Source organism: Streptomyces flaveus, from assembly GCF_014647675.1.
Taxonomy (GTDB): domain Bacteria; phylum Actinomycetota; class Actinomycetes; order Streptomycetales; family Streptomycetaceae; genus Streptomyces; species Streptomyces flaveus.
This window is the reverse complement of the sequence record NZ_BMPQ01000002.1, coordinates 383,057-399,557: the sequence shown is the minus strand read 5'-3', so window position 1 is coordinate 399,557 and position 16,501 is coordinate 383,057. Positions and strand designations below refer to the sequence as shown.

The following is a 16,501-nucleotide window of genomic DNA, read 5'->3' as shown; positions in this document are numbered from 1 at the left end:
GTAAGAGGAAACGAGGTCGGATGATGCGTACGCGTCCGCTGAAGGTGGCGCTGCTGGGCTGTGGTGTTGTCGGCTCAGAGGTGGCGCGCATCATGACGACGCACGCTGCCGACCTCGCCGCCCGCATCGGGGCCCCCGTCGAGCTGGCGGGCGTCGCCGTCCGGCGGCCCGACAAGGTACGGGAGGGCATCCCGGCCGAGCTCATCACCACCGACGCCACCGCCCTCGTCAAACGGGGGGACATCGACGTGGTCGTCGAGCTCATCGGCGGTATCGAGCCTGCCCGCTCCCTCATCACCACCGCCTTCGAGCACGGCGCCTCCGTCGTCTCCGCGAACAAGGCGCTGCTCGCCCAGGACGGCGCGGGCCTGCACGCCATCGCCGAGGAGCAGAACAAGGACCTCTATTACGAGGCAGCCGTCGCCGGTGCCATCCCGCTGATCCGGCCGCTGCGCGAGTCCCTCGCCGGCGACAAGGTCAACCGCGTGCTCGGCATCGTCAACGGCACCACCAACTTCATCCTCGACAAGATGGATTCGACGGGCGCCGGCTACCAGGAGGCCCTCGACGAGGCCTCCGCGCTCGGGTACGCGGAAGCCGATCCCACCGCGGACGTCGAAGGCTTCGACGCCGCCGCCAAGGCCGCGATCCTCGCCGGAATCGCCTTCCACACGCGCGTGGGGCTCGACGACGTGTACCGCGAGGGCATGACCGAGGTCACCGCCGCCGACTTCGCCTCGGCGAAGGGGATGGGCTGCACCATCAAGCTGCTCGCCATCTGTGAACGGGCCGCCGACGGAGGGTCCGTCACCGCGCGCGTGCACCCCGCGATGATTCCGCTGGCCCACCCGCTCGCCTCCGTGCGCGGCGCGTACAACGCCGTGTTCGTCGAGTCGGACGCCGCGGGGCAGCTGATGTTCTACGGTCCCGGCGCGGGCGGTGCGCCGACCGCCTCCGCGGTCCTCGGCGACCTCGTGGCCGTCTGCCGCAACCGGATCAGCGGTGCCACCGGACCCGGCGCCTCCGCGTACACCCAGCTGCCCGTCTCGCCGATGGGCGAGGTCGTCACGCGCTACCACATCAGTCTCGATGTGGCGGACAAACCGGGTGTTCTCGCCCAGGTCGCGACCGTTTTCGCCGAGCACGGTGTCTCAATCGATACGGTTCGCCAGCAAGGGAAAGACGGCGAGGCCTCTCTCGTCGTCGTCACCCACCACGCGTCCGACGCCTCCCTGAACGGGACCGTCGAGGCGCTGCGCAGCCTCGACACCGTGCGGGGTGTCGCCAGCATCATGCGGGTTGAAGGAGAGTAACCAGCAATGACCCACCAATGGCGCGGAATCATCGAGGAGTACCGGGACCGGCTGCCGGTATCCGACAGCACGCCGGTCGTGACGCTTCGCGAGGGCGGCACGCCCCTCGTGCCCGCGCAGTTGCTCTCCGAGCGCACGGGCTGCGAGGTGCACCTCAAGGTGGAGGGCGCGAACCCGACGGGGTCCTTCAAGGACCGCGGTATGACCATGGCCATCACCCGGGCCAAGGAGGAGGGCGCGAAGGCCGTCATCTGCGCCTCCACGGGTAATACGTCGGCATCCGCCGCCGCTTATGCCGTACGGGCCGGGATGGTCTGCGCCGTCCTCGTACCGCAGGGCAAGATCGCGATCGGCAAGATGGGCCAGGCTCTCGTGCACGGCGCGAAGATCCTCCAGGTCGACGGGAACTTCGACGACTGCCTCACGCTCGCGCGTAATCTGTCCGACAACTACCCTGTGGCGCTGGTGAATTCAGTCAATCCGGTGCGCATCGAGGGTCAGAAGACCGCCGCGTTCGAAATCGTGGACATGCTGGGTGACGCACCTGACATTCACGTCCTGCCGGTGGGCAACGCGGGCAATATCACGGCCTATTGGAAGGGCTACACGGAGTACGCGGCGGACGGGATCGCGAAGCAGACCCCTCGAATGTGGGGTTTCCAGGCCTCCGGTTCCGCTCCGATCGTGCGCGGGGAGGTCGTCAAGGACCCGTCGACCATCGCCACCGCGATCCGGATCGGCAATCCGGCCTCGTGGAAGTTCGCGCTTGCCGCGCGGGACGAATCGGGCGGTTTCGTCGATGAGGTGACGGACCGTGAGATTCTGCGCGCCTACCGGCTGTTGGCTTCCCAGGAGGGCGTCTTCGTCGAGCCCGCGTCCGCCGCGTCCGTCGCCGGCCTGCTGAAGGCCGCCGAGCAGGGCAAGGTCGACCCGGGCCAGCGCATCGTCTGTACGGTGACCGGAAACGGCCTCAAGGACCCGGACTGGGCCGTCGCGGGCGCCCCGCAGCCCGTCACGGTCCCGGTGGACGCGGCAACTGCGGCGGAGCGTCTCGGGCTTGCGTAAGCGTGGCGGCTCGGTTTCGCCTAACCTGTAATTCCTGACAGGGGGTGCACGGGGGGCTTATGGCACGCATCATGCGCCTCCCGTGCGCCCTATGTCGCCACGGAACCTTCCTTCGATAAGCTGTAGGTAACCCGCCCGCCGCATATGCCGCGGTGCCGCGCCGTATCTGCGGCCGCCGGGTCTTCCGTGATCTTCCGTTCGTCTCGCAGGATTTCGACACATCTCGACAATCTCGCAGCTCAAGCTCAAGGAGAGTCATCGAGCGATGGCCGGTCCAGCGTTCCGCGCCGCCGCCGTCCGGGTGCGCGTCCCCGCCACCAGCGCCAACCTCGGCCCGGGCTTCGACGCCCTCGGCCTGTCGCTGGGGCTCTACGACGACGTGGTCGTCCGGGTGGCCGACTCCGGCCTGGACATCGACATCGCAGGTGAGGGCAGCGAGACACTCCCGCGTGACGAGAGTCACCTCCTCGTACGTTCCCTCCGTACCGCCTTCGATCTGCTGGGCGGACAGCCGCGCGGACTCGAAATCGTCTGCGCGAACCGCATCCCGCACGGCCGCGGCCTCGGCTCCTCGTCCGCCGCGATCTGCGCGGGCATCGTCACCGCGCGCGCCGTGACCATCGGCGGGGACACGAAGCTCGACGACGAGGCGCTCCTCGAGCTCGCCACCGAGATCGAGGGCCACCCCGACAACGTCGCGGCCTGTCTGCTCGGCGGTTTCACGCTGTCCTGGATCGAGGGCGGCGCCGCACGCGCCATCAGGATGGATCCCGCCGATTCCATCGTTCCGGTGGTTTTCGTACCGGGGAAGCCGGTGCTGACGGAGACCGCCCGCGGACTGCTGCCGCGCACCGTGCCGCACGTCGACGCCGCCACCAACGCGGGCCGCGCCGCACTGCTCGTAGAGGCCCTCACCAGGCGCCCCGGGTTGCTGCTGCCCGCCACCGAGGACCGACTGCACCAGGAGTACCGCGCTCCCGCCATGCCGGAGAGCGCCGCCCTGGTGGAGCGGCTGCGGGCCGACGGGGTCCCCGCCGTGATCTCCGGTGCGGGTCCCACCGTGCTCGCGCTGGCCGACGAAGCCACCGCCGACAAGGTCTCGCGCCTGGCCGGCGAGGGCTGGGCGGCCAACCGGCTGAGCCTCGATGCCCAGGGAGCGAGCGTGCTGCCGCTTGCCACCTACGGTGTCGATTAAAAGCGTACGGTTGCCGGATTTGGAGAGGGGGAATGTTTGTTGGATCCGGTAGTGTTAATCTCAAGTCTGCACCCGACCCCACCATGGCGAGGTGCTTCGTGTCCCCGTCCGGGACAGACCTCTTTCCGGGAGCCTCCCAAACTGCTTTGTGTCACGCATTCGGTGCTTATGCGCTGAGCAGTCCTGAGCACGCTCCGGAACCGGCGTGACCGAGCCGATCGACACCGCACATCAGTGTCACGGCCCCCGGAAACGTCATCCAGCAAATATTCCCTCCGCCTCTTTGGCGGACCACCGCCCCGGCGCGGTCCACACCACAGGACCAAAGCCGGACAGCACAACCGGTCGCCGAGCCAGACAGGCCGACGTCCGCTCCAGGGAAGGACCCTTCGTGAGCGACACCACCGATCTGATGGGCGCACGTGTCGAGGAGACCGCTGCCGCGCCCGCCACGGACGCCTCCGCCGCGCCTGCCACCGGTGCTTCAGGCTCCCGTCGGCGCCGCGGCAGTGGCCTTGAGGGCATGGTGCTGGCCGAGCTGCAGCAGGTCGCATCCGGCCTCGGCATCAGGGGCACCGCGCGGATGCGCAAGAGCCAGCTGATCGAGGTCATCAAGGAGGCGCAGGCGGGAGGGGGCGCCCCGGCGAAGACCGCCGAGGTGGCCACCGAGACCAAGCCGAAGCGCCGGACCACCTCGAAGGCTCGTACGGGGGACGAATCCGCACCCCCCGCCGCCAAGTCCGCCGAGAAGAGCGAGAAGAAGGCGGACAAGGCCGAGAGCGCCGAGAAGGCCGTGGCCCAGCAGCAGATCGAGATTCCCGGTCAGCCGGCCAGTGACGACGCTCCCGTCGAGCGCAGGCGTCGCCGGGCCATCGCCGACGCGGGCAGCCCCGAGACGGTCACCGCCGAGGCGAAGAGCGAGCCGAAGGCCGAGACGCCCGCCCAGGCGCAGCCCCAGGGCGAGACCAGGGCCGACGCCGGTGACCAGGGTGGCGAGGGCCGTCAGGGCCGCCGCGACCGTGACCGGGGAAGCCGTGACCGTGACCGGGGCGACCGAGGCGGCCGTGACCGGGAGCGCGGCCGCGGCAAGGGCGACGACCAGCAGGGCCAGGGCGGCGGCCAGCAGCAGCGCGGCCAGCAGCAGGGCGGCGGCCGTCAGGACCGCCAGCAGGACCGTCAGCAGCAGGACGATGACGACTTCGAGGGCGGCCGTCGCGGCCGTCGCGGTCGCTACCGGGACCGCCGTGGCCGCCGTGGCCGCGACGAGATCGCCGAGCCGCAGGTCGCCGAGGACGACGTCCTGATCCCCGTCGCGGGCATCCTGGACATCCTCGACAACTACGCGTTCATCCGTACGTCCGGCTACCTGCCCGGTCCGAACGACGTGTACGTCTCCCTCGCCCAGGTCCGCAAGAACGGTCTGCGCAAGGGCGACCACGTCACCGGCGCGGTCCGGCAGCCGAAGGAGGGCGAGCGCCGCGAGAAGTTCAACGCGCTTGTCCGGCTCGACTCCGTCAACGGCATGGCGCCCGAACTCGGCCGTGGCCGCCCGGAGTTCAACAAGCTGACGCCGCTGTACCCGCAGGACCGGATCCGTCTGGAGACCGACCCTGCGGTGCTGACGACGCGGATCATCGACCTGGTCGCGCCGATCGGCAAGGGCCAGCGCGGTCTGATCGTGGCCCCGCCGAAGACCGGCAAGACCATGATCCTCCAGGCGATCGCCAACGCGATCACGGTCAACAGCCCCGAGTGCCACCTGATGGTCGTCCTGGTCGACGAGCGTCCGGAAGAGGTCACCGACATGCAGCGGTCGGTCAAGGGCGAGGTCATCTCCTCGACCTTCGACCGCCCGGCCGAGGACCACACCACGGTCGCGGAGCTGGCCATCGAGCGCGCCAAGCGCCTGGTGGAGCTGGGCCACGACGTGGTCGTACTGCTCGACTCGATCACGCGTCTGGGCCGTGCGTACAACCTCGCCGCCCCCGCTTCCGGCCGCATCCTGTCCGGTGGTGTCGACTCGACCGCGCTGTACCCGCCTAAGCGCTTCTTCGGTGCCGCGCGCAACATCGAGGACGGCGGCTCGCTGACCATCCTGGCCACCGCGCTTGTCGAGACCGGCTCGCGCATGGACGAGGTGATCTTCGAGGAGTTCAAGGGCACCGGCAACATGGAGCTCAAGCTCGACCGGAAGCTCTCCGACAAGCGCATCTTCCCGGCGGTGGACGTGGACGCGTCCAGCACCCGTAAGGAAGAAATCCTGCTCGGCAACGACGAGTTGGGCGTCGTCTGGAAGCTGCGCCGAGTGCTGCACGCGCTCGACCAGCAGCAGGCGATCGAGCTGCTCCTGGACAAGATGAAGCAGACGAAGTCGAACGGCGAGTTCCTGCTGCAGATCCAGAAGACGACGCCGATGCCGGGCAACGGCGACTGACGTCAGTTTTCCTGCATCAGTTTTCTGAGGGCCGCCCCCGTCACGCACGTGACGGGGGCGGCCCTTTGCGTCGCGCCTGTACGGCCATGAAGGGCACCCGGCGAGACCTTCGCCACACGTGTGAAGACCGCCACCCACTGCGAACAGGACCAATACTTGGCCTGAAATCGCAGGTGAACGGGCGGACTTCGCTCTCGTAGGTCACGGATTGCTCATATTCGCCCACAGGGTGGCCACAGTGCGTCGTGCAACCCTTTTTTCGGTTTCAACGTCTGACGTGACGGGTCGTGACATGCCAGTCATGCCTGACACCCCATGCCTGACCCTGCACACAGGGGGTAACCGACCGGACGAGGACTGAGGAGCACATGTCTGCCGAGAGCACACCTGATTCCGGCAACCCGGAAGCCTCCGGACCCACCGGCCCGCGCCGCCGCGCCAAGGGCCGCCGCCGCAAGCCGCGAAGCACACGCGGAAAGGCCCTCCTCGTCACGGCCTGGGCCGCGGCGGGCGTCGTGGTCCTGGGCGGCACCGGACTCGGCTACGTGTACTTCAAGCTCAACAACAACCTCAACAGCGTCGACATCAACCAGGCCCTCGGTACCGACCGGCCCCTGGACGTCGACAATGGCTCGCAGGACATCCTCGTACTCGGCTCCGACACCCGCTCCGGCAGTAACAAGAAGCTGGGCGGCGGCATCGACGACGGTTCGGCCCGTTCGGACACGGCGATGATCGTGCACGTCTACAAGGGCCACAAGAAGGCCAGCGTGGTCTCCATACCCCGCGACACTCTCGTGGAGCGTCCCGAGTGCACCGACACCGAGGGCGACACGCACGAGGGTGCGTCCAGCGCGATGTTCAACTCCGCGTACTCCACCGGCGGCGCCGCCTGCGCGGTGAAGACCGTCGAGTCGATGACCGGCATCCGCATGGACCACTACATAGAGGTCGACTTCAGCGGCTTCCAGAAGCTCATCGACGACCTCGGCGGCGTCAAGGTCACCACGGCCGAGGACATATCCGACCCTGACAGCCACCTGGACCTCAAGGCCGGCACCCACCAGCTCACCGGCGAGCAGGCCCTCGGCCTGGTCCGCACCCGGCACGGCGTCGGCGACGGCTCCGACCTCGGCCGCATCCAGCTCCAGCAGGCGTTCATCAAGGCGCTGGTCGAGCAGGTCAAGCAGGTCGGCGTACTGACCAGCCCGAAGAAGCTGTGGGACCTCGCGGACACCGCGACGAACGCCGTCACCACCGACTCCGACCTCGACTCGCCCCAGGACCTGGCCTCGTTCGCGGGCGGACTCAAGGGCATCGGCTCCTCGAACATGACGATGGTGACGATGCCGGTCCAGTACGACCCGGCCGACGGCAACCGGGTCCTCATGGTCAAGTCCAAGGCCGACCTGGTGTGGAAGGCCCTGAAGAACGACCGCCCCATCCCGAAGACGGCCACAGAAGGCACGGCGACGGGAAAGGCAAAGAGCGTCGTAGGCGCCGCGTAGGGGCGCGACCAGCGGCCCCGTAAGGGGCGCGGGGAACTGCGCGACCAGCCACGACGGACCCGCAGACGCCCACGGCGATAACCCGGCACCCCGTCTTGCGAACCCACCCCTCCGCCGTCAGGGAATAGACAACCCGAGCCCCCGGTTTTGGGGGATAGCGCCAGTGCTGGCAGACTGGTACGTCGGCCCCGGTTCACGCTCCGCAGCCCGCGGCAGCGACCCGGTGCCCTCCCGAAACTAGGAGACACCTTGAAGCGCGACATCCACCCCGAGTACGTCGAGACGCAGGTCAGCTGCACCTGCGGCGCGTCGTTCACCACCCGTAGCACGATCTCCAGCGGCAGCATCCGTGCCGAGGTCTGCTCCGAGTGCCACCCGTTCTACACGGGCAAGCAGAAGATCCTCGACACCGGTGGCCGTGTGGCCCGCTTCGAGGCCCGCTTCGGCAAGGCTGCCGCTGCCAAGAAGTAGCGACCTCACAGCGCCGGTCCTCGTTGTCCCCGCAAAGGGGACTTCGGGACCGGCGCTTTGCGATGGTGCAGCCCCTGTTTTCACGTACGTCATTGGAGCCGGAGATGTTCGAGGCGGTCGAGGAACTGATCGGCGAGCACGCCGATCTTGAGAAAAGGCTCGCCGACCCGTCGGTCCACGCGGACCAGGCGAACGCGCGCAAGCTCAACAAGCGCTATTTCGAGCTGACCCCCATCATCGCGACGTACCGCTCCTGGAAGCAGACCGGCGACGACATCGGGACGGCCCGTGAGCTCGGCGCCGACGACCCGGAGTTCGCGGCCGAGGTCAAGGAGCTGGAGAAGCAGCGCGAGGAGCTCACCGAAAAGCTGCGGCTGCTGCTGGTCCCGCGTGACCCCAACGACGACAAGGACGTCATCCTCGAGATCAAGGCCGGCGCCGGAGGCGACGAGTCCGCGCTGTTCGCGGGCGACCTGCTGCGCATGTACCTGCGGTACGCGGAGCGCATCGGCTGGAAGACCGAGATCATCGACGCCACCGAGTCCGAGCTCGGCGGCTACAAGGACGTCCAGGTCGCCGTGAAGACCAAGGGCGGCCAGGGCGCCACCGAGCCCGGCCAGGGTGTCTGGGCCCGCATGAAGTACGAGGGCGGGGTGCACCGCGTGCAGCGCGTGCCCTCGACCGAGTCCCAGGGCCGGATCCACACCTCCGCGGCCGGTGTCCTCGTGACCCCGGAGGCCGAGGAGATCGACGTCGAGATCAACCCCAACGACCTGCGGATCGACGTCTACCGCTCCTCGGGCCCCGGCGGCCAGTCCGTCAACACCACCGACTCCGCGGTGCGCATCACGCACATTCCCACCGGAGTCGTCGCCTCCTGCCAGAACGAGAAGAGCCAGTTGCAGAACAAGGAGCAAGCGATGCGTATTCTGCGCTCCAGGCTCCTCGCGGCGGCCCAGGAGGAAGCGGAGAAGGAGGCGGCGGACGCCCGGCGCAGCCAGGTCCGTACCGTCGACCGCTCCGAGAAGATCCGAACGTACAACTATCCGGAGAACCGCATCTCGGACCACCGCGTCGGCTTCAAGGCGTACAACTTGGACCAGGTGCTCGACGGCGACCTCGACGCGGTGATCCAGGCCTGTGTGGACGCGGACTCGGCCGCGAAGCTCGCCGCCGCATAAAGCCCCGTAGCGCCTCGTAACGCCGCGCAACAGCGACAAGACAACAGCTCAGCCCCGGAGGACCAGCGTGCAGCAACATTTTGGGGGGCGGCCCCCGAACCCCCGCAGCGTGCTGCTCGCGGAAGTGGCCCAGGCCACCCAGCGCCTTGCCGACGCCGGCGTGCCCTCACCGCGCAATGACGCGGAGGAGCTCGCCGCCTTCGTGCACGGCGTGAAGCGGGGCGAGCTGCACTCGGTCAAGGACGCCGACTTCGACGCCCGCTACTGGGAGGTCATCGCCCGCCGAGAGGCTCGCGAACCGCTCCAGCACATCACCGGGCGGGCCTTCTTCCGGTACACGGAACTCCAGGTCGGGCCAGGGGTGTTCGTGCCGCGCCCGGAGACCGAGTCCGTCGTCGGCTGGGCCATAGACGCCGTACGCGCGATGGACGTCGTCGAACCGCTCATCGTCGACCTCTGTACGGGGTCCGGGGCGATCGCGCTCGCCATGGCGCAGGAGGTGCCGCGCTCCCGCGTACACGCCGTGGAGCTGTCCGAGGACGCGCTCCGGTGGACGCGCAAGAACGTCGAGGGATCCAGGGTCGAGCTGCGCCAGGGAGACGCCCGGGACGCCTTCCGCGACCTCGACGGCCAGGTGGACCTCGTCATCTCCAACCCTCCGTACATCCCGCTCACCGAATGGGAGTACGTACAGCCCGAGGCGCGGGACTACGATCCTCAACTCGCCCTGTTCTCGGGCGAGGACGGACTCGACCTCATCCGTGGCCTTGAGCGCACCGCGCACCGGCTGCTGCGGCCCGGCGGTGTCGTCGTCGTCGAGCACGCCGACACCCAGGGCGGGCATGTGCCGTGGATCTTCACCGAGGAGCGGGGCTGGGCCGACGCCGCCGACCACCCCGACCTCAACAACCGGCCGCGGTTCGCCACGGCCCGCAGGGCGATGCCGTGAACTCGGCGCGCGGCATTGCGTTCGGCACGCCTTGTTCGAAGACTTCAAGCCAGCAGTACGTGTACGAGGAGGCTCGCTAAATGGCACGGCGATACGACACCAACGACGCGACCGACCGCTCCACAGGTCTGCGCGAAGCCGCGTCCGCCGTACGCCGGGGCGAGCTCGTCGTGCTGCCCACCGACACCGTGTACGGCATCGGCGCCGACGCGTTCAGCTCGGAGGCCGTGTCCGATCTGCTGGAGGCCAAGGGCCGTGGGCGCAACATGCCCACCCCTGTCCTCATCGGCTCCCCGAACACCCTGCACGGCCTCGTCACCGACTTCTCCGAGATGGCGTGGGAGCTCGTCGACGCATTCTGGCCGGGCGCGCTGACCCTGGTCGCCAAGCACCAGCCGTCCCTCCAGTGGGACTTGGGGGACACCCGTGGCACCGTCGCCGTGCGCATGCCGCTGCACCCGGTCGCCATCGAGCTGCTGACCGAGGTCGGTCCCATGGGCGTGTCCTCGGCGAACCTGACCGGCCATCCGGCGCCGGAGGACTGCGACGCCGCGCAGGAGATGCTCGGCGACTCCGTCTCGGTCTACCTGGACGGCGGGCCCACCCCCGGCAACGTCCCCTCCTCGATCGTCGACGTCACCGGCAAGGTTCCGGTCCTGCTGCGCGCGGGCGCACTGTCGGCCGAGGAGCTGCGCAAGGTGGTACCCGACCTCGAGGTGGCGAATTGACGGCCCCTGACGCGGGGCGTGGCATAGGCAACGGGGACGATACGGGGACCTTCACAGGGCTACCCCGGGACACCTTCCGCATCCTCCACGTCAGCACCGGCAACGTATGCCGCTCGCCGATCACCGAGCGGCTGACCCGCCATGCCCTGGCGGACCGCCTCGGCGACCCGCTGTGGGGCGGCCTGATCGTGGAGAGCGCCGGCACCTGGGGCCACGAGGGCGCCCCCATGGAGGCCAACGCGGAAGCGGTCCTCGCCGACTTCGGCGCGGACGCCTCCGGCTTCGTCGGCCGGGAGCTGCTGGACGAACACGTCATCAGAGCGGACCTGGTCCTGACGGCCACCCGCGACCACCGGGCCCAGGTCATCTCCATGGGCCACTCCGCGGGCCTGCGCACCTTCACCCTCAAGGAGTTCACCCGCCTGGTGAAGGCCATAGACCCGGCAACCCTGCCTCCCCTGGAGGACGGTGTGGTCGCGCGCGCACGAGCCCTGGTCCGCGCCGCGGCAGCTCTACGCGGGTGGCTCCTGGCCCCGACGGTGGAGGCCGACGAGGTGTACGACCCGTACGGGGCACCGTTGCCGTTCTTCCGCTCGGTGGGGGACGAGATCCAGCAGGCGATCGATCCGGTGGTGACCGCGCTGACGGGCGTACCGGCCCGCACCTGACCGCTCCCGGGGGTCCCCGGGTCGGGCGTAACAACGGGCGCAGCAGGGGACGCGGTTCTACATTGGACGTACTTTCCCACCGATATCAGGTCGCCCCGTACGGGGTTGCCGGTCCGGAGTCCACGATGGTGGTCACACATACGCTTGACGGCCTGCTGCCCGCCGACGTGCTCGCTCGGCAGGATCCCGAGCTGGCCGAGATCCTCCTCGGGGAACTGGACCGGCAGTCGACGACGCTTCAGCTGATCGCCGCCGAGAACTTCACCTCCCCCGCCGTGCTGGCCGCCCTCGGCTCACCGCTCGCGAACAAGTACGCCGAGGGCTACCCCGGCGCCCGCCACCACGGCGGATGCGAACTCGTCGACGTGGCCGAACGCCTCGCCGTCGAGCGCGCCAAGGTCCTCTTCGGCGCCGAGCACGCCAACGTGCAGTCCCACTCCGGCTCTTCGGCCGTACTCGCCGCATACGCCGCCCTGCTGCGCCCCGGCGACACCGTCCTCGCCCTTGGCCTCCCGCACGGCGGCCACCTCACCCACGGCTCACCCGCAAACTTCTCCGGCCGCTGGTTCGACTTCGTCGGCTACGGCGTCGACCCGGAGAGCGGCCTCATCGACTACGAGCAGGTGCGCTCGCTCGCCCGGACCCACCGCCCGAAAGCCATCGTGTGCGGCTCCATCTCCTACCCGCGGCACATCGACTACGCCGCCTTCAGGGCCGTGGCGGACGAGGTGGGCGCCTATCTCATCGCCGACGCCGCCCACCCCATCGGCCTCGTCGCCGGGGGAGCGGCGCCCAGCCCCGTGCCGTACGCCGACGTCGTCTGCGCCACCACGCACAAGGTGCTGCGCGGCCCCCGCGGCGGCATGCTGCTGTGCGGCACGGAACTGGCCGAGCGCGTCGACCGGGCCGTCTTCCCGTTCACCCAGGGCGGCGCCCAGATGCACACGATCGCCGCCAAGGCCGTCGCGTTCGGCGAGGCGGCCACGCCGGCCTTCACGGCGTACGCCCATCAGGTGGTCGCCAACGCCCAGGCGCTCGCGGCGGGGCTGACCGCCGAGGGCCTCGCCGTCACCACGGGCGGCACCGACACCCACCTGCTGACCTTCGACCCGGCACCGCTCGGCGTGGACGGCCGCAGTGCCCGCGGCCGCCTTGCCGCCGCCGGTCTGGTCCTCGACACCTGCGCACTGCCCCACCCGGACGTGCGCGGACTGCGCCTGGGGACGGCCGCCGTCACCACGCAGGGCATGGGCGAGGTGGAGATGGCCCGGATCGCGGTACTGTTCGCCGCCGTGCTGCGTGATGTACACGCTGCCCGGCGGGTGCGTGAAGAAGTGCGGGACCTGGCCGGAAGATTTCCGCCGTATCCGGGCTAGAGCGGGGTAGGCGCGAACCCGTACACAGCCACGCGTGCAACCATCGGCTCTACCCGGAAGTCCCCAACCGTATGCGCTGAAAGCTAGGGTGTGGGGCTGAGATGGCCAGCGAGACCTGTGGGGAATGCCTGTGCGTGAATACCTCCTGACGCTCCTCGTCACGGCCGCGGTGACGTACCTGCTGACCGGGCCGGTGCGGAAGTTCGCGATCGTGGCCGGAGCGATGCCGGAGATCCGGGCACGTGATGTGCACCGGGAACCCACGCCGCGGCTCGGCGGGATCGCGATGTTCTTCGGACTGTGCGCCGGCCTGCTGGTCGCCGACCATCTGACGAACCTCAGTGAGGTCTTCGAGAACTCCAACGAGCCGAGAGCGCTGCTGTCCGGGGCCGCGCTGATCTGGCTGATCGGCGTCCTGGACGACAAGTTCGAGATCGACGCCCTCATCAAGCTCGGCGGCCAGATGATCGCCGCCGGTGTCATGGTGATGCAGGGTCTGACGATTCTGTGGCTGCCGGTGCCGGGCGTCGGCTCGGTCTCGCTGACCCAGTGGCAGGGCACGCTGCTGACCGTCGCGCTCGTCGTCATCACCATCAACGCCGTGAACTTCGCCGACGGTCTGGACGGCCTCGCCGCGGGCATGGTGTGTATCGCCTCCGCGGCGTTCTTCATGTACGCCTACCGCATCTGGTACGGGTACGGGCTCGAGTCCGCCGCCCCCGCGACCCTCTTCTCCGCGATCCTCATCGGCATGTGTCTCGGCTTCCTGCCGCACAACATGCATCCCGCCCGCATCTTCATGGGCGACTCGGGCTCGATGCTCATCGGCCTCGTACTCGCGGCCGGCGCCATCTCCATCACCGGGCAGGTCGACCCCGACGCGATGAACCTCTTCGCCGGGTCCGAGAAGGAGGCCGTGCACCAGACGGTGCCCGTCTACATCCCGCTGCTGCTACCGCTGACGATCATCGCGGTACCGGCCGCCGACCTGGTGCTCGCCATCGTGCGGCGCACCTGGCGCGGACAGTCCCCGTTCGCCGCCGACCGCGGGCATCTGCACCACCGCCTGCTGGACATCGGGCACTCGCACAGCCGGGCCGTGCTCATCATGTACTTCTGGTCGGCCCTGGTCGCCTTCGGGGCCCTCGGGTACTCGGTGAACTCGGGGGCCATGTGGATCGTGCTCGGCATCATGTTCCTCAGCGCGGTGGGTCTGGTGCTGCTCCTGCTGCCGCGCTTCACACCGCGTACGCCGGCTTGGGCCGAGCGCTTCGTGCCGCCGCGTTACCGCCGCCGTGACCGGCTCGCGGAGGAGGTGGCCGAGGAGGCCGTGCAGGGGGCGCCTGCGGTCGCGTACGCGGGTGCCACGAGTGGCGCGTCCGGCGAGCTCGGTGAGGCCACTGAGTCCGGCGAGACCGGCGAGGAACGTCACGCTCCGGTCACCGCGGGCGTCTCAGGTGTCAACGGTTCGACGGCTGTCGGCCGTCGTTCGCGCGTTCTGGACCGGCGCAAGGCCGGATCGTCCCACTGACGCTTCCGCAAACCGCCCCTATAGCAGACAAACTCGGCGGCACGAGTGCACAGACGGGCAGGTTCACTCTCATGTGTGACGCCGAGCACACCAATCAGGTAAAGACCTCATCAAATAGTTTGTGATACGGTTCACGAAGCTCGGGGATGAGTCGAAGGGCCGCAGTGCGACGGCCCATTGGCGTGAGGTTCCCTCCCCACCCGGGACTACGCTCGTCCATGACGACACCCTGCCCCCTTAGTAAGCGGAGCTGCCGCCATGCCGTCCAATGACGCCCGGATTCTCCTTCAGGCCGCCGTGCCCACGGCTGCCGTCGGCGCGATTGCCGCTGTTGTCAGCGGGGTGGTTGCGGGGGGTAAGGGAGCGCTGGGTGCTGTTGTCGGCGTACTGCTGGCGATCCTCTTCATGGGAATCGGTCTGTACGTTCTGCAGCGCACTGCCAAATCGCTTCCGCACCTCTTCCAAGCGATGGGCATGATGCTGTACGTGGCTCAGCTCCTGTTGCTCCTGATGTTCGTGGGCCTGTTCAAAGACACCACTGCCTTCGATCCGCAGACCTTCGCGATCGGCCTCGTCGTGGCGACCGTCGTATGGATGGCGGCGCAGGCGCGTGCACACATGAAGGCCAAGATCTTCTACGTCGATCCTGAAGCCGCGAAGGACGAGAAGAACGAGAAGTCCGGGTCGTCGTCGTGAGAGGTAGGGCCGGTATAAGGACTCGCGCGAGGCCCTGCTATCGTCCGGTGCCAACTGCGGCATCGCGGGCGCGGGCATCCGAGCTGACGCCTGCTCTAGCGCGAGGCTCAATGCCCCACAGCCGCCCCCACATCCGTAACACCAGTCCAGTGCCGAACCGCGGCTGCGCGCCGCGCCGACACAACGAGGTTGCCGTACCTATGCGTCACGCCGAAGGAGCCCGTGGTGAGTGCTGAACAGACCCAGCTCGCCTTTGACTGGAGCTGTCGGATCATGTCCGACAACGGCTGCGGCTTCCCGGCTCCGGGCCTGCACTCGTTCCTCTTCAAGCCGATCGCCACGGTCGGGGGGTTCGAGTTCAACAAGGTGATGTTGCTCGCCCTCATCACCACCGGCCTCGTGATCACCTTCTTCACGCTGGCCTTCGGCAAGGCCAAGGTGGTTCCGGGCAAGCTGCAGATGGTCGGCGAGGCCGGGTACGACTTCGTCCGCCGCGGCATCGTGTACGAGACCCTCGGCAAGAAGGAGGGCGAGAAGTACGTCCCCCTGATGGTCTCGCTGTTCTTCTTCATCTGGATCATGAACATCTGGTCCGTGATCCCGCTCGCGCAGTTCCCGGTGTCGTCGATCATCGCCTTCCCGGCGGTCCTCGCCGCGATCGTGTACGTCACCTGGGTTTCGCTGACCTTCAAGCGGCACGGCTTCGTCGGGTTCTTCAAGAACATCACCGGCTACGACAAGTCGCTCGGCCCGGTGCTGCCGCTCGTGATGGTCATCGAGTTCTTCTCGAACCTGCTCGTCCGGCCGTTCACGCACGCGGTGCGACTGTTCGCCAACATGTTCGCCGGGCACCTGATGCTGGTCATGTTCACGGTCGCCTCCTGGTATCTGCTGAACAGTTGGATGATCCCGGCGGCCGGTGTCTCCTTCGTGATGACCATCGCCATGATCGGCTTCGAGCTTTTCGTGCAGGCTGTCCAGGCGTACGTCTTCGTACTCCTCGCCTGCACGTACATCCAGGGCGCTCTGGCCGAGCACCACTGAGCCTGTCCCGCCCCCGCAAGTCCCATAGAACGTCCGGTGGCCAACCCCCGCCGGTCCATGAAAGAGAAGGAAGAATCAGCATGGCTGCCACTGAGACCCTCGCCGCTGTCTCCGGTTCGCTCGGCTCCATCGGCTACGGCCTCTCCGCCATCGGCCCCGGTATCGGCGTCGGCATCATCTTCGGTAACGGCACCCAGGCCCTCGCTCGCCAGCCCGAGGCGGCCGGCCTGATCCGTGCCAACCAGATCCTCGGCTTCGCGTTCTGTGAGGCGCTCGCCCTCATCGGCATCGTCATGCCGTTCGTGTTCGGTCAGTAATTTTTGCTCACCGACACGTTTCGAC

15 protein-coding genes are annotated in these 16,501 nt (G+C 68.4%); all 15 read left to right on the top strand.

Going from position 1 to position 16,501, the window contains the following annotated elements; all coding sequences use genetic code 11:
* Positions 1-20: 20 nt before the first annotated feature.
* The 15 genes from IEZ21_RS05025 to IEZ21_RS04955 all read left to right on the top strand — a co-directional run bounded on the left by IEZ21_RS05025 (position 21) and on the right by IEZ21_RS04955 (position 16,476).
* Positions 21-1,313: a homoserine dehydrogenase gene (locus IEZ21_RS05025; RefSeq protein ID WP_189320648.1), complete on the top strand. Its 1,293-nt coding sequence runs from the start codon at positions 21-23 to the stop codon at positions 1,311-1,313.
* Between the two features lie 6 nt (positions 1,314-1,319).
* Positions 1,320-2,378, top strand: a complete 1,059-nt coding sequence (gene thrC, locus IEZ21_RS05020) for a threonine synthase (protein ID WP_189320647.1) — start codon at positions 1,320-1,322, stop codon at positions 2,376-2,378.
* A gap of 265 nt (positions 2,379-2,643) precedes the next feature.
* On the top strand, positions 2,644-3,573 hold the full coding sequence (thrB, locus tag IEZ21_RS05015) for a homoserine kinase (RefSeq protein WP_189320646.1): 930 nt from the start codon (positions 2,644-2,646) through the stop codon (positions 3,571-3,573).
* Positions 3,574-3,964: 391 nt separating this feature from the next.
* Positions 3,965-6,007 (top strand): transcription termination factor Rho, encoded by a 2,043-nt coding sequence (gene rho, locus IEZ21_RS05010; protein ID WP_189320645.1) that lies wholly within the window; start codon positions 3,965-3,967, stop codon positions 6,005-6,007.
* Positions 6,008-6,375: 368 nt separating this feature from the next.
* Positions 6,376-7,515 (top strand): LCP family protein, encoded by a 1,140-nt coding sequence (locus IEZ21_RS05005; RefSeq protein ID WP_189320644.1) that lies wholly within the window; start codon positions 6,376-6,378, stop codon positions 7,513-7,515.
* A gap of 249 nt (positions 7,516-7,764) precedes the next feature.
* On the top strand, positions 7,765-7,986 hold the full coding sequence (gene rpmE, locus IEZ21_RS05000; protein ID WP_033323852.1) for a 50S ribosomal protein L31: 222 nt from the start codon (positions 7,765-7,767) through the stop codon (positions 7,984-7,986).
* Between the two features lie 104 nt (positions 7,987-8,090).
* A complete protein-coding gene (prfA, locus tag IEZ21_RS04995; protein WP_189320643.1) occupies positions 8,091-9,167 on the top strand; it encodes a peptide chain release factor 1 in 1,077 nt (358 codons plus the stop codon).
* Positions 9,168-9,276: 109 nt separating this feature from the next.
* Complete coding sequence (prmC, locus tag IEZ21_RS04990) at positions 9,277-10,116, top strand: peptide chain release factor N(5)-glutamine methyltransferase (protein WP_189320642.1); 840 nt, start codon at positions 9,277-9,279, stop codon at positions 10,114-10,116.
* Between the two features lie 80 nt (positions 10,117-10,196).
* On the top strand, positions 10,197-10,844 hold the full coding sequence (locus IEZ21_RS04985) for an L-threonylcarbamoyladenylate synthase (protein WP_033323855.1): 648 nt from the start codon (positions 10,197-10,199) through the stop codon (positions 10,842-10,844).
* Positions 10,841-11,512 (top strand): arsenate reductase/protein-tyrosine-phosphatase family protein, encoded by a 672-nt coding sequence (locus tag IEZ21_RS04980; protein ID WP_033323856.1) that lies wholly within the window; start codon positions 10,841-10,843, stop codon positions 11,510-11,512. Before IEZ21_RS04985 ends, IEZ21_RS04980 begins: the two co-directional genes overlap by 4 nt.
* Before the next feature lie 125 nt (positions 11,513-11,637).
* Entirely contained in the window at positions 11,638-12,888 is a 1,251-nt protein-coding gene (gene glyA / locus IEZ21_RS04975; RefSeq protein ID WP_189320641.1) for a serine hydroxymethyltransferase, read from the top strand.
* Between the two features lie 130 nt (positions 12,889-13,018).
* Positions 13,019-14,419 (top strand): MraY family glycosyltransferase, encoded by a 1,401-nt coding sequence (locus tag IEZ21_RS04970; RefSeq protein ID WP_189320640.1) that lies wholly within the window; start codon positions 13,019-13,021, stop codon positions 14,417-14,419.
* Between the two features lie 258 nt (positions 14,420-14,677).
* Complete coding sequence (locus IEZ21_RS04965; protein WP_033323858.1) at positions 14,678-15,115, top strand: Cg1360 family ATP-synthase-associated protein; 438 nt, start codon at positions 14,678-14,680, stop codon at positions 15,113-15,115.
* Between the two features lie 225 nt (positions 15,116-15,340).
* Positions 15,341-16,159 carry a F0F1 ATP synthase subunit A gene (atpB, locus tag IEZ21_RS04960; RefSeq protein ID WP_506004879.1) on the top strand — a complete coding sequence of 273 codons (819 nt, stop codon included), beginning with the start codon at positions 15,341-15,343 and terminating at the stop codon, positions 16,157-16,159.
* An 80-nt stretch (positions 16,160-16,239) separates the two neighbouring features.
* Entirely contained in the window at positions 16,240-16,476 is a 237-nt protein-coding gene (locus IEZ21_RS04955) for an ATP synthase subunit C-like protein (protein WP_010040161.1), read from the top strand.
* Positions 16,477-16,501: the final 25 nt, after the last annotated feature.

What these genes read in the sequence shown, in the direction of transcription:
- IEZ21_RS05025 (WP_189320648.1), top strand. Translation starts at nt 21, where the DNA reads ATGATGCGTACGCGTCCGCTGAAGGTGGCGCTGCTGGGCTGTGGTGTT.
- thrC (WP_189320647.1), top strand. Translation starts at nt 1,320, where the DNA reads ATGACCCACCAATGGCGCGGAATCATCGAGGAGTACCGGGACCGGCTG.
- thrB (WP_189320646.1), top strand. Translation starts at nt 2,644, where the DNA reads ATGGCCGGTCCAGCGTTCCGCGCCGCCGCCGTCCGGGTGCGCGTCCCC.
- IEZ21_RS05005 (WP_189320644.1), top strand. Translation starts at nt 6,376, where the DNA reads ATGTCTGCCGAGAGCACACCTGATTCCGGCAACCCGGAAGCCTCCGGA.
- prfA (WP_189320643.1), top strand. Translation starts at nt 8,091, where the DNA reads ATGTTCGAGGCGGTCGAGGAACTGATCGGCGAGCACGCCGATCTTGAG.
- IEZ21_RS04985 (WP_033323855.1), top strand. Translation starts at nt 10,197, where the DNA reads ATGGCACGGCGATACGACACCAACGACGCGACCGACCGCTCCACAGGT.
- glyA (WP_189320641.1), top strand. Translation starts at nt 11,638, where the DNA reads ATGGTGGTCACACATACGCTTGACGGCCTGCTGCCCGCCGACGTGCTC.
- IEZ21_RS04965 (WP_033323858.1), top strand. Translation starts at nt 14,678, where the DNA reads ATGCCGTCCAATGACGCCCGGATTCTCCTTCAGGCCGCCGTGCCCACG.
- IEZ21_RS04955 (WP_010040161.1), top strand. Translation starts at nt 16,240, where the DNA reads ATGGCTGCCACTGAGACCCTCGCCGCTGTCTCCGGTTCGCTCGGCTCC.